Here is a 13,876-nt window from a genome sequence, read left to right on the forward strand (position 1 = left end):
TTATAATTGATAAAACCTGAAAGCCAATGAAAAAACAAGTGCTATTATGAAGTATCAGAATATCAAACAGGGTTTAATGTTGTTTCGAGTAGAGTTTTAGTTTTAGAAAAATGAACAACGTGAAAAGGAAAAATGATTATAACCAGTATTTATTGACTTTAATAGATTAATTAAAATGACAAAACAAATTAAAATAGCATTAAGCTCAGGAATCTTTTTATTAGTAGCCATAATGGATGTCTATGCTGTAATTACTCAAAACAAGTTACTTGAATTCATTTTTAAACCATTGCTCATGACTACCTTGGTACTAGTGTATCTAGTGTCAGTTAAAAAACCTAACTTTTGGTTTGTTAGCGGGTTGTTTTTTTCATTTTGGGGAGATGTTTTTTTGTTAGATAAACAACACTTTTTTATGTTTGGGTTGGGGTCTTTCTTGCTAACCCATATTATTTATATTAAAATAACCACTGGTTTTTTACAGAAAGAGTTAACCGTTAAAATAATATCATCATCCATTCCATTTGTAGTATTCTTTACAGGAGTCTTATATCTAATTTTCAATAATCTAGAAAGTATGCTGATTCCTGTAATCATCTATGGAATTGCGATTACTACTTTTGGAGCGGCAGCACTGTTAAATTACCGACAAGCTAAATCAGTATCAAATTCATGGTTGTTATTAGGGGCTATATTGTTTATTGCTTCAGATAGTTTAATTGCTTTGAATATTTTTTATTCACCAAAACATTTTTTTGATATTGCAATCATCATATTATATATAATTTCTCAATATTTAATTTGTAAGGCAATGATAGCTAAAAATAAGCAATAACAGTTATGATTTCAAATAGGGTAAAAGAAAATGATGATTTTGTTCTTTAGCAAATTATAAAATTGAGAACCTTAGTTTGTGGGTTCTTTTTCAATGAAGAAGAAAGGGTAAAAGGGAGTTTTAGCGCGGTAATTTTAATTTGTAAATGTTATAAATATGGAGAAACCTAGAATTGGGCGGTTGACACAAATACTTACGCAATTACAATCAAAAAGAATATTAACAGCTCGTGAGTTAGCTGAAAAATTTCAGGTCAGTATAAGAACCATTTATCGAGATATTAGAACCTTAGAGAATTCTGGAATTCCAATAGTTACAGAGCAAGGTAAAGGCTATTCATTGCTGGAAGGGTATCAATTACCACCAGTTATGTTTTCTGAAAATGAGGCAAATGCACTGATAACTGCTGAGCAGTTAATCCTCAAAAATAGAGACGCTTCATTTGTTGAGAATTATGTTAATGCGATTACTAAAATAAAGGCAGTTTTGCGATATTCTCAAAAAGAAAAAGTAGACCTATTGTCACAAAGAATAGTTTTTAGAATAAATAAACAAGAAAAAAAATCGAGTAGTTTTTTAATGCAAATACAGTCTGCAATAACAAAATTTCAACTAATAAATATAGCTTATTTATCGTTAGAGAATAATTTTACAGATAGAGTGATAGAGCCTTTTGCATTGTACAGTACCAATGAGAATTGGTTGTTGATTGCTTTTTGCAGATTGCGAAATGAGTTTAGAGCGTTTAGGGTAGATTGTATTGAAAAAATATTAACTACTCAACTCAGTTTTGAACCTCATAAAATGACGCTAAAAGAATATTTTGAGCTGTGTAAAGAAAATTATGTAAACACCCCTGACAAATAGCTGTCATAAGTCACCCTTATTTTTGTGCGAACTTAATAATATAAAACATGAAAATAGTACAGAAAAAAAGCTTTCACGTAGTTGGAATTTCAACTAGAACAACCAATGAAGATGGAAAAGCAAAGGAAGACATTGGTAAATTGTGGTATGAATTTATGAATAATAACATGTACGAAGCAATTCCTCATAGAATTGATGATACTATTTGTGCTGTGTATACCAATTACGAGTCAGATCATACGAAGCCTTATGATACTATTTTAGGTTTTATGGTTCCTAATCTGCATACAGTTCCAAAAGGAATGGTTGGTGTGACAATAGAAAACTCTAACTATAGAGAGTTTATAGCTAAGGGAAATTTAACAGAAAATGTAGTTGTTGATAAATGGAATGAAATTTGGAATATGGAATTGGATAGAACATACACGGCAGATTTTGAGTTATATGGTGAAAAAACAAAAGATCCGTCTAATAGTGAAGTTGAAATCTACATTGCTGTCACGTAGATCTTGCGATGTAAGTGTAAATTTAATTTTGAAATAAAAAAACACACCTTCTGATTATATTTCTGTGGTATATGGTGCTAGTTGTTAAATTACCTATTGCAACTTTCGAATGAGGCTTTAGCTAAAAATAAAACAATTGTTTTATCGGGGATCTAATACGATTTACAAATAAATATTTCGTGTATAGGTATTGAATTATTTTAAGTTAGTTTAAGACATAAAATTTTAGCATAGCCAAGCTATGGTTAAGTTTTATAACGCATAAATAGCTACAAAAGAAATAATAGATATGCGAAATATTTATTTGTAAATCGTATAAGTACCATGTTGAAGAAATTAAAAATGTAAAGAAGTGTTCGGAGACTGTATTCTGGGTTATCTTAAAAAATTGGTTTACAACGAGTATTGTGAATGCCGATCTATGACTAAAGCACAAATACGAGAGCAATGGAATGATAGTGCAATTTGACTTAACAAAATTGAGGTTGTTATAAAATAGTATTCGTTTTCTAATATGTAATTCAGGATAAAACTACTGTATGTGTTTACAGTAGTTTTATTTTACAGTAAATTCAAATGGTAAATGGTATAAAACTTTAAAATTTACGGGTATTAGTAGTATTTTCGTCTGACGATAACTGCAAAATCTTTTATTTATGAAAAAAAGAGTTTTTCTATGGCTACTTTTAGGAGTGGTAAGTTGCAAAAAAAACATAGAATTAAAGTTTTTAGACGAATATATTATTGAAAACTCTTTACAGTTAAAAGGAAGTACGATTGGAGGATTATCAGGAATAGATTATGTTGATAATACATATTATATGGTTGTCGACGATTCTCAAAACCCAAGAATCGTAACCAGTAAAATTGATATTAAAGATGGTGAAATAGTAGAGGTGAAACTTTTAGATGTTCTTTTAATAAAAAGGGATACAACACATCCATTTTTTAAAGAGAATGTGTTGGATTTGGAATCTATTTTTATTGATGCCAATAGAAACATAAACCTGACAAGTGAGGGAGCAATAAATGCAGGTAAAAAACCTTTTATATTTGTGGTGGATTCATTGGGGAGGTTTGTGAAAGAAGTAGTAATACCTAGTTATTTTAATGATATAGAGGAGGGGAAACCGAAGCATAACGGAACTTTTGAAGGGTCTACTAAAAGTATAGATCATAAAGGTTTTTGGGTAGCAATGGAATCACCTTTAGCCGTTGATGGAGAAGAACCTTCTTTTCATAAGACGCAATCTCCGATACGAATAACATATTTTGATAATGCCAAAGGAGCAGCCACAAAGCAATATGCCTATCAACTAGAGAAAATTGACAAACCAGCAAAGGGAAAGGTAAATATGAATGGAGTAACAGCTTTATTGGAATATGAAAATCAAAAATTTTTTGTTGTGGAGAGAATTTATCAAAGTGGTTATGGAAGTAAGGGAAATACTATAAGAATTTTTAATGCAGTTGTGGAAGAAGGTAAAACAACAAATGTTTTGGCGAGCAAATCATTAAAGATGGATGCATATGTACCACTAAAAAAAGAAATGCTTTTAGACTTTACATCAATAAAAGATCAGTTAACCAAAGGAATTATTGATAATATTGAAGGTATTACTTTTGGACCAACCTTACCAAACGGCAATAAAAGTTTACTATTAATTTCAGATGATAATTTTCAGATGTATGGCGAACAATTAAATCAGGTGATCTTACTAGAAATTGACAATAAATAATTTACTTTAGCAGAAGAAATAGCATACAATGATAGGTAGTTTTAAAGAAAAATCTATAGAAAAGCAATACAATAAGTTAATAGAAAAACAACCATTAACGAATAATAAGCAAGGAAAAATTAAGTCGGTGGCTATTATATTAGATAATGAAGCTCTGGTAAATGTGATTATGGCCAACTTAACGAATAAGCTTCCTTTTAAGAAAGAAAACATTAGGTTTTTGGTATACAAAGCACACTCAAAAGAAGTAGAGGAAGACCCTATGTTTTTTACAGAAAAAGAAATAGGTTACCAGGCGAGTTTAAAATCTGACAATTTGAAAAACTTTGTTAAAAACGATTATGATTTGCTTATAAACTATACAAAAAACACCAATTTATATACGAATGTGATAACTTTGCATTCGCAAGCAAAATTAAAAGCAGGTTTTGCTGAAGTTGATAATAGATTGTTTGATTTAATAGTTTCAGATACTAGCTATAATGAAGCAGTCTTAAACCAAGAATTAAAAAAATATTTAACGATTTTAAATAAATTATAATGCAAAAGTTTGTGGGTTTAGGTGTTGCACTTGTAACGCCTTTTAAAGAGGATTTGAATGTAGATTTTGATGCACTTAAAAAACTAGTGAAATATAACATTGATAACGGAACAAACTATTTAGTTATTAATGGAACAACAGCAGAGAGCGCAACAATAACAACGGAAGAAAAAAAGGAAATAATAAAGGTAATCGCTGCAACGAATGCAGGGAGTTTACCACTAGTTTTAGGAGTAGGAGGTAATAATACCCAAGCAGTGGTAGAAGAGTTACAAACCTTAGACTTATCTGAAATTGATGCTGTTTTGTCAGTAGCTCCTTATTATAGTAAACCTACACAAGAAGGTTTTTATCAACATTTTAAAGCGGTAGCTGAAGCAAGTCCTAAGCCAGTGATTTTATATAATGTTCCAGGCAGAACAGCTAAAAATATGTTACCAACAACAACGTTGCGTCTAGCAAGAGATTTTGATAATGTGATTGGAGTAAAGGAGGCCGGAAACGATCAACAACAATACTATCAGTTAATTAAAGATAAACCAAATGATTTTTTAATAATTTCTGGTGACGATGATTTGGCTTTAGGAGTTGTTTTAGCTGGTGGAGCAGGGGTGATTTCGGTATTAGGACAAGGATTGCCTAAAGAATTTTCGAGCATGATTCAATTAGGATTGGAAGGGAAAAACAAAGAAGCATATACAATACATTACAAGTTATTGGATATGATTGGTTATATTTTTGAAGAAAATAACCCTGCTGGAATCAAAGCTGTATTGAAAGCAAAAAGGATCACTTCAGATGCTGTCCGCTTACCTTTGGTAACGGCATCAAATGAATTACAAGAAAAAATAAGCCAGTTTATAGCTGCATTTTAATTTCTTTAAAGATAAAACAGCGAATGTAAAGGCTGCAGTTGTATAATTGTAGTCTTTTTTTAGCATCTTTGTATTAATAAAATCACAAACAACTATGTTATCAAAAAAGATAGAAAAAGCATTAAATGAGCAAATCAGAATTGAAGCGGAATCATCTCAAGTGTATTTGTCAATGGCATGCTGGGCAGAAATACAAGGATTTGAAGGAGTAGCACAATTTATGTATGCACATTCTGATGAAGAGCGAATGCACATGTTAAAGTTAGTAAAGTTTGTTAATGAACGTGGAGGGCACGCGCAAATTTCTGATTTGGCGGCTCCACCTATTGATTTTGGATCATTTAGAGATATGTTTCAAACATTATTTGATCATGAGGTAATGGTGTCAAAATCGATAAACGATTTAGTACATGTAACTTTAGAAGAAAGAGATTACGCTACACATAACTTTTTACAATGGTATGTGTCAGAACAGATAGAAGAAGAGGCTTTAGCTAGAAATATCCTAGATAAAATTAATTTGATAGGAGATGATAAAGGCGGATTGTACTTGTTTGATAATGATGTAAAGCAGTTGGTAGGACAAGCAATCGATAATAAGCAGTAAGATTAACAAACATTTAGGAATTCCTTGTAATTTTTATAACAGATTTTATGGTTTATTGCAGTACTCAACATAGAGTGAAAAATCGTTTTAATAATCCATAATTAATCATTAATTTTGCCAGATGCGAAAAAATAAGAATTTAGCGTATTTAATTGTAATGTTATTGGTATTAACATCTTGCAGTGAATACCAAAAAGTATTGAACAAAGGAACCATTGAAGAACAATATAAAATGGCAGTGAAGATGTACGAATCACAAAAGTATAGCAAGGCATTGCAGTTGTTTGAAAAAGTGACCCCTTCTTATAGAGGGAAGCCTCAAATGGAAAGAATACAGTTCATGGTTTCTCAGTCAAACTTCAACGAAAAAAATTATGCACAAGCTGGTTACTACTTTGATAGATTTACCCAAAATTATCCTAAGAGTTCTAAAGTAGAAGAAGCAGCTTTCTTTTCAGCGTTAAGTTATTACAGATCAGCACCTCGATTTAGTTTAGATCCAACAGATACCAATAAAGCATTAGAATCACTTCAAAGGTTTATTGATAGGTATCCTAGTTCAGAAAGGCTAGCTGAAGCAAATAAATATTATAGGGAGCTACGTTATAAACTTGAGAAAAAAGCGTTTGAAATAGCAAAAACCTATTATAGAACAGCTGATTACGATGCCAGAAATTATAAGGCAGCAATCGTTGCTTTTGATAATTTATTATCTGAGTATCTCGGAACAAGCTTTAAAGAAGAAGCCTTATACTATAAGCTAAAGGCGGCTCATGATTTTGCAGTGAAGAGTACAAATAGAAAAAAAGAAAAGAGAATAAAAGAAGCAATTAAGGCCTACGACAAATTGAAAAGAAACTTTCCTGAATCAAAATTCATGGAAGATTCAAATAAGATGTTGACAGCATTACAAAAGGTACAAGAACAATTAGTTAAAAGTTAGAAAATGGATTATAAAGAAACGAAAGCACCTGTAAGCACAGTAACTTATGATAAAGAAGCTATCGAAGCAGCAACAGATAATATTTACGAAGCGATATCTGTAATTGCTAAGAGAGCTGTGCAAATTAACTCTGATTTAAAGAAGGAGTTGGTTGATAAGTTAGATGAGTTTGCTACTTACAATGATAGCTTGGAAGAAGTTTTTGAAAATAAAGAACAGATAGAAGTTTCTAAATTCTACGAACGCTTACCTAAACCTCATGCTATTGCAGTAGAAGAATGGTTAGCAGGAAAAGTATATCATAGAACACCAGATGTAGAGTAATCATGTCTGTATTAAGCGGTAAAAAAATTTTAATAGGCGTAACAGCTGGTATTGCCGCGTATAAAACGGCAAATTTAGTCCGTTTATTTATAAAATTAGGCGCAGAAGTTAAGGTAATAATGACTCCTGCGTCTAAAGATTTTATAACACCGCTTACCTTATCAACACTATCCAAAAAACCTGTTCATTCTTCTTTTTATGACAAGGAAGATGAAAATGAGCTATGGAATAATCACGTGGATTTAGGCCTTTGGGCAGATCTTATGCTTATTGCTCCAGCAACAGCAAATACCCTATCAAAAATGACTAGCGGTACGTGTGATAATTTATTGCTGGCAACCTATTTATCCGCTAAGTGCCCAGTGTACTTTGCACCGGCTATGGATTTAGATATGTATAAGCACCCTTCTACGAATGCAAGTTTGAAAAAATTACAAACCTTTGGAAATATAATGATTCCGGCAACTTCTGGGGAATTAGCCAGTGGATTGGTTGGAGAAGGAAGAATGGCGGAACCTATCGATATTGTCAGTTTTATAGAAAAAGATGTCATTTCGAAATTACCATTAAAAGGAAAAAAGTTTTTGATAACAGCCGGGCCTACTTATGAAGCAATAGATCCGGTACGTTTTATTGGTAATCATTCTTCTGGTAAAATGGGATTTGAAATAGCAAAAACTGCGGCTAAATTAGGAGCGGAGGTGTTTTTAGTAACGGGCCCATCCTTTCAGGAAGTAGATCATTCACTTATTCATAGAATCGATATCAAATCCGCTGAAGAAATGTATAAAGCATGTCATACATATTATACAGAAGTTGATGTGGCCATCTTATCTGCTGCCGTGGCAGACTATAAACCAAAAAATGTAGCTACAGAGAAAATAAAAAAGAAAGAACAAGCGTTAACTATTGAGTTAGAACCAACAAAAGATATATTAAAATCATTAGGAGTAATAAAAAAACATCAGTTGTTAGTTGGGTTTGCATTAGAAACAAATAATGAATTGGAAAATGCAAAGACAAAAATTAAACGAAAGAATTTAGATCTTATAGTATTAAATTCATTGAGAGATAAAGGAGCTGGTTTTGCAACGGATACAAATAAAATCACTATTATTGATGCAGATTTCAATGAGAATGTATTTGAGTTAAAATCTAAAAAAGAGGTTTCTAAAGATATAATTAACGAAATAATAAATAGGTTGCATGCGTAAGTTTTTCTTTTTAGTAGTTGTATTACTGGTAACACATTCAATTTCTTCTCAAGAATTAAATGCGCTAGTAACGATAAATTCGGATCAAATTCAAAGTTCCAATAAACAAGTGTATGAAACACTTCAAAATTCATTGACTGAGTTTGTAAATCAAAAACAATGGACAAACAAAACGTTTAAAATAGAAGAACGAATTAATTGTGCATTTACCATTATTGTTAATGCGCAAGATGGTAATAACTTTTCAGCTACCCTTCAAATACAAGCAACACGTCCAGTATATAACTCATCATATACTACACCTATATTAAATATAAATGATACTAATTTTAACTTTAAGTATAATGAATTTGATCCATTGCTGTATAATCCAAATACTTATGAGTCTAATTTAGTATCTATCATAGCTTTTTATGCTTATGTAATTATAGGAGTCGATGCTGATACCTTTGAGAAAAAAGGAGGGGAATCATACCTTAAAAAGGCTCAAAACGCTATGCTTCAGGCACAATCTAATGGAGAAAATGGTTGGCAAAATCAAATAGGTAAACAAAACAGATTTTCTTTAATTGATAGCTTATTATCACAAAAGTTCACGGTACTTCGAAATATTTATTACAATTATCATAGAAATGGTTTTGACAATTTTGCTGAAAATAGTGAACTAGCAAAATCAACCATAGAGACTAATGTAATTCAATTAGATAGGTTGCATAATATTACTATTGGAAATCATATGATTCGAATTTTTCTAGATGCGAAAGCGGATGAGATAGTTAACGTATTCTCGGACGGAAAGCCTACCAAGAATCAACAAAGAATGCTGTCTGTACTTGAAAAAATCTCACCCACTTATGAAGATAAATGGAAAAAAATTAAATAGCCCCAATCTTCTTATCTTAAATTTGTTTAATAGGTTAAATAAACTATCCTAAGGTTTTAAATACTAGAAATCCTACGCGTATTATTTTATTAATTATAGTGTTGTCAACCCTTTATGTAGACAAAAACCTTTATGCGTATGTACTTATACTTTAGGTAGAGAAATAGCGTTCACACTTTTAAGACTGCCGGGAGTAGATCGTTTAGTTGTATGATACAAGCAGATAGTTATTGTTAAAATTTACCTAAATATTTCCGTTTGCTTAATAAAGAAAATTTATTTTAGTTACTTTAATGCCTTAACAATTAAGTTTTTTGAATAGGTAATCTATTTGTCCAGCAGTTTGGTTCATACCAAAAATTCGTGAAGAGTATTTTCAATGTTAGACTGAGTGCAGTCTGGATCTAAGAGATACTATTTATTTGTAAAAGATAGCCTCTTAACTGGTGTCTCGAGACATTTTTTTTTATTTTCATAAATGATTTATACTTTTTTGTTGGTGTATTCTTTTTTTTCGATGTACTTATATGTTACAGGCTTATATTTTTTAAACTATGAATTTTAGATATAATTTGGCGATTTTTTTTGTGCTGATGTACAAAGTTTCTTTTTCTCAGTTACAGTTGGTCAAAGGAAAAGTTATTGATAGAAACTCTGGAACTCCTTTGGAAAACGTATCTATTAGGGTAGTTGGGACCAACACAGTAGCATACTCCAATGCAAATGGTTTATTTCAAATAAAGACAGCCTTAAATTTGGAAATCTCGATGAATGGATATGTTACGAAAATTATTGAGATAAGCCCCAACAAAATCATGATTGTTAGATTAGAACCAAACGTGATACTACTTGACGAGACCGTTGTTAATGCCAGTACCATTCAAATCAAAGCCAATAGGGTTAGCGAGTCAATTTCTATTATTTCTAACAAGAACATAACCCAAGGAGGTACTGTTTTTACTGATCAAATATTAAATACTGTTCCAGGGGTATTTATGCAAAGTGGCGCCTTGAATACATCTAGAATTACGATCAGAGGAATAGGAGCAAGAAGTCCGTTTAGTACAGCAAAAATTAGAGCTTACTTTGGTGATATACCTTTGACTGATGGGAATGGAGAGTCGTCTATTGAAGATCTTGAACTAGCTTCGGTAGCGCAATTCGAAATTCACAAAGGGCCTTCCTCAAGTAATTTTGGAGTAGGACTTGGAGGCACTATCATACTCTATCCAAAATTTGCTGATTTTTTAGTAACGAAAACTCATATGACGGCTACTGTTGGAAGTTTTGGTGCAAAACGATATGTGTTGAATGCAAACCATGGAGGGGAGGATTATAGTATTAATTTTGTCTATAGCAATAATCAAGCGGATGGATATAGAGCAAATAATAAATACAGCCGAAAGAGTTTTACGATCACTTCGCGATGGTATCTTGATGACAATAATAGTCTTACTTTTTTGGGGAACTTATATGATTTGAAAGCCTTTATTCCAAGTTCGTTAAATAAAGAGGATTATGATAATAATCCAAAAAAAGCAGCCACGGCATGGTATACATCTCAAGGATATGAAGACATAACTTCTGGCATGTTAGGGCTTACATGGGATCATCACTATCGATATAATTTACGACAGCAAACGAGTGTATTCGGAACTATAAAAGATAATTATGAACCTAGACCTTTCAATATACTTAAAGAGAAAAGTTATTCTTTCGGAGCAAGAACAAGGTTGTTAGGTAGTATAGCTCAACGTTGGAAACTAAAATGGTCTATAGGAGCGGAGTATTTTGAAGACCGTTACAGAGAGGAAAAATATAAAAATCTTTATGCTCAGTTTCCTGAGGGAACTGGTAGTGTGCAAGGAGAACTAATAGGTAATGTGTTTGAAAATCGAAAATATTATAATTTTTTTGGGGAAATAGTGCTGAATCGAAAAAAGCTCTCTCTAAACTTAGGAATGCATTTTAACCAAACTAAATACAGCAATCGCAATGATTTTCCAAGTCATTCGATAACGAAGTCAGATGATGCCTTTAACCCTATTTTTTCCCCAAAGCTAGGAGTAAATTATATGGTCAATAAGAAAGTATATTTATTTGGGAATATTTCTAAAGGGTTTTCAACACCATCAACAAGTGAAATCTTAACAACAGAGGGTGAGTTTGATAAAAGTATTGGCCCAGAAAAGGGTTGGAACTATGAAATAGGAAGTCGTTATAAGACAAAAGATGACCGATTTAATTTTTTACTATCTTGGTATACACTACGAGTTAAAAATCTTTTAGTAAGTAGACGAACCGAAACAGACGAATCTATAGTTGTTAACGCTGGAAAAACAAACCATAACGGGATAGAATCTGAAATAAATTACAAAGTTATTGACACTAACAAGACAACACTACTAACCACAATTTCTGCGAGCATCCATGATTTTAAATTTATGGAGTTTCTTGATTTAGATCATGATTTTTCAGGCAATGACCTCACAGGCGTACCCAAGTTTAACCTCAATTTCGGATTGTTTCTACTAACGGCAAAAGGGATGTATGGGAATTTGCGTAGCCAATGGGTGGGTAGAATGCCAGCTAATGATAAAAATAGTGTCTATGCTAATGAATACAGTTTAGTACATAGTAAATTAGGATACAAAAAGAAAGTGAATAAACATTTTAGTTATGACCTTTTTATTGGAATAAACAATATACTAAACACAAAGTATGCATCACAACTCCAAGTAAATGCTTTTGGTAGTGATTCAACGGCTAGGTATTTTTACCCTGGACTTCCTATCAATTATTATGGAGGTATAAATTTGAGCTATATGTTATAAAAATAAATAATACCGTATTATAAAATGAAATCTTACAAAACAGTTCTTTCGTTGATGAGAAAAATAAGCACGATTTTTGTGCTGTGCTCATTTTTATTTGCTGCTTGCAAAAAGAGAAATAGTACTGAAATTCAAAAAGATAAGATCGCACTTGCGAACGTATCTGATGTAACAGCAGTTAAAAAAAACATTGAAGAAACAAAGTACAAAACGGCCTTAGTAGTTAATGATATAGAGATTCCTTGGGGAATGACTTGGTTGCCTGATGGAAGTATGTTAGTAACTGAAAAATATGGTGTTTTATATCATATACAAGGTAAAACAAAAATTCAGGTTACTAATGTTCCAAAAGTTGTCAGTCGCGGACAAGGAGGTTTGCTTGACATCGAATTACATCCAGATTATGAAGAAAACGGATGGTTATATTTTACTTGTTCGGTTTCTGAGGGTGGTAGAGGAAGTCATACCGCGTTGTATAGAGCAAAACTAAAAGAAAACGCGCTCGTTTCTGTTGAAAAGTTATATCAAGGTAGTCCTAATGTTACTACATCACATCATTTTGGTTCACGAATAGAATTTGATGATGATGGGTACCTTTATTTTAGTATTGGAGATAGAGGGGAGAGAGAAGTGAATCCTCAGAGTATAACAAAAGACGGGGGAAAAGTATACAGACTTCACGATGATGGTCAAATCCCATCAGACAATCCTTTTGTAAAGCAAGCAAATGCAAAAAAAGCAATCTTTTCATATGGGCACAGAAACCCTCAAGGAATGGCAAAACATCCAAAAACAGGAGCGATTTGGACACACGAACACGGGCCTAGAGGAGGCGATGAGATTAATATTATTCAAAAGGGAATAAATTACGGATGGCCTGTAATTACCTATGGCATTAATTATAATGGAACAAAAATCACCGAGGAAACGCATCGAGATGATATGAAGCAACCCCTGCACTATTGGGTGCCTTCAATTGCTCCTAGTGGAATGACTTTTGTTACCAGTAATAAATATCCTGAATTAAAGAATCACTTATTAGTGGGGTCTTTAAAGTTTCAATACCTTGAATTATTGAAACTCAATAAAAGTGGAAATGTCACAAAACGTGAAAGGCTACTTGAAAATATCGGAAGAGTTCGTTGTGTTAGGCAAGGACCTGATGGTTATTTGTATGTTTCGGTAGATTATGAGGGTGTTTTTAAAATAATTCCTAAAGAAGAGTCACTCAAAAAAAAAAGGAAAAACTAGATCATTTACCAGAAGCTGATAGACGTTTATTAACTACCAGTATAACAAGAGGGAGTACTATTTATAAAGAATTTTGTCTTCAATGTCATATGTCTAATGGTAAAGGAGTACCAAATACGTTTCCGCCATTAGCAAAGTCAAACTGGTTAGAATCTAAGCTTACGGAAAGTATACACGCAGTTAAATATGGTTTGCGAGGTGAAATTAGTGTAAATGGTATAACGTATAACAGTAGTATGGCGTCATTTGGGTTAACAAATACGGAAATAGCAGATGTGATGAATTATATTTTAAACAGTTGGGGGAACTCATATAATGGAATTATTACTGAAAACAGAGTGGAAAACATACATAAACAAAGGAGGTAAGTACCACCAAAATGAAATGTTCATAAGAAAGTTATAAACTTATTGCTACAAGGAAATATTTATTTTTAGATTTAGGTAAAATCCTTACT

The 13,876-nt window shown here is 32.1% G+C and carries 14 protein-coding genes; all 14 read left to right on the forward strand.

The window, feature by feature from the left end; all coding sequences use genetic code 11:
• Window positions 1-175 precede the first annotated feature (175 nt).
• Window positions 176-835 carry a lysoplasmalogenase gene (locus AC2TDS_RS00060; RefSeq protein ID WP_484737091.1) on the forward strand — a complete coding sequence of 220 codons (660 nt, stop codon included), beginning with the start codon at window positions 176-178 and terminating at the stop codon, window positions 833-835.
• Window positions 836-985: 150 nt separating this feature from the next.
• On the forward strand, window positions 986-1,702 hold the full coding sequence (locus AC2TDS_RS00065; protein ID WP_484738978.1) for a helix-turn-helix transcriptional regulator: 717 nt from the start codon (window positions 986-988) through the stop codon (window positions 1,700-1,702).
• A 47-nt stretch (window positions 1,703-1,749) separates the two neighbouring features.
• Entirely contained in the window at window positions 1,750-2,208 is a 459-nt protein-coding gene (locus AC2TDS_RS00070) for a GyrI-like domain-containing protein (protein ID WP_484737092.1), read from the forward strand.
• 656 nt (window positions 2,209-2,864) lie between these two features.
• Window positions 2,865-3,947 (forward strand): esterase-like activity of phytase family protein, encoded by a 1,083-nt coding sequence (locus tag AC2TDS_RS00075; protein ID WP_484737093.1) that lies wholly within the window; start codon window positions 2,865-2,867, stop codon window positions 3,945-3,947.
• A 28-nt stretch (window positions 3,948-3,975) separates the two neighbouring features.
• Window positions 3,976-4,488 carry a DUF6913 domain-containing protein gene (locus tag AC2TDS_RS00080; RefSeq protein ID WP_484737094.1) on the forward strand — a complete coding sequence of 171 codons (513 nt, stop codon included), beginning with the start codon at window positions 3,976-3,978 and terminating at the stop codon, window positions 4,486-4,488.
• Entirely contained in the window at window positions 4,488-5,363 is an 876-nt protein-coding gene (gene dapA, locus AC2TDS_RS00085) for a 4-hydroxy-tetrahydrodipicolinate synthase (protein WP_484737095.1), read from the forward strand. The genes AC2TDS_RS00080 and dapA overlap by 1 nt, the downstream gene beginning before the upstream one ends.
• A gap of 94 nt (window positions 5,364-5,457) precedes the next feature.
• Window positions 5,458-5,970: a ferritin gene (locus AC2TDS_RS00090; RefSeq protein WP_484737096.1), complete on the forward strand. Its 513-nt coding sequence runs from the start codon at window positions 5,458-5,460 to the stop codon at window positions 5,968-5,970.
• A gap of 121 nt (window positions 5,971-6,091) precedes the next feature.
• Window positions 6,092-6,913, forward strand: coding sequence for an outer membrane protein assembly factor BamD (gene bamD, locus AC2TDS_RS00095; protein ID WP_484737097.1), 822 nt, complete (start codon window positions 6,092-6,094; stop codon window positions 6,911-6,913).
• Between the two features lie 3 nt (window positions 6,914-6,916).
• Complete coding sequence (locus AC2TDS_RS00100; RefSeq protein ID WP_484737098.1) at window positions 6,917-7,237, forward strand: DNA-directed RNA polymerase subunit omega; 321 nt, start codon at window positions 6,917-6,919, stop codon at window positions 7,235-7,237.
• Between the two features lie 2 nt (window positions 7,238-7,239).
• Window positions 7,240-8,451: a bifunctional phosphopantothenoylcysteine decarboxylase/phosphopantothenate--cysteine ligase CoaBC gene (gene coaBC, locus AC2TDS_RS00105; protein WP_484737099.1), complete on the forward strand. Its 1,212-nt coding sequence runs from the start codon at window positions 7,240-7,242 to the stop codon at window positions 8,449-8,451.
• The gene (gene porD / locus AC2TDS_RS00110) at window positions 8,444-9,334 is read left to right on the forward strand and encodes a type IX secretion system protein PorD (RefSeq protein ID WP_484737100.1); all 891 of its coding nucleotides are present in this window, start codon (window positions 8,444-8,446) and stop codon (window positions 9,332-9,334) included. Before coaBC ends, porD begins: the two co-directional genes overlap by 8 nt.
• Before the next feature lie 554 nt (window positions 9,335-9,888).
• Complete coding sequence (locus AC2TDS_RS00115) at window positions 9,889-12,168, forward strand: TonB-dependent receptor (protein ID WP_484737101.1); 2,280 nt, start codon at window positions 9,889-9,891, stop codon at window positions 12,166-12,168.
• Window positions 12,169-12,192: 24 nt separating this feature from the next.
• Window positions 12,193-13,419 (forward strand): PQQ-dependent sugar dehydrogenase, encoded by a 1,227-nt coding sequence (locus AC2TDS_RS00120; protein ID WP_484737102.1) that lies wholly within the window; start codon window positions 12,193-12,195, stop codon window positions 13,417-13,419.
• A 41-nt stretch (window positions 13,420-13,460) separates the two neighbouring features.
• Complete coding sequence (locus AC2TDS_RS00125) at window positions 13,461-13,787, forward strand: c-type cytochrome (protein ID WP_484738979.1); 327 nt, start codon at window positions 13,461-13,463, stop codon at window positions 13,785-13,787.
• Window positions 13,788-13,876 lie beyond the last annotated feature (89 nt).

The sequence above is a fragment of the Tenacibaculum profundicola genome (assembly GCF_057220795.1).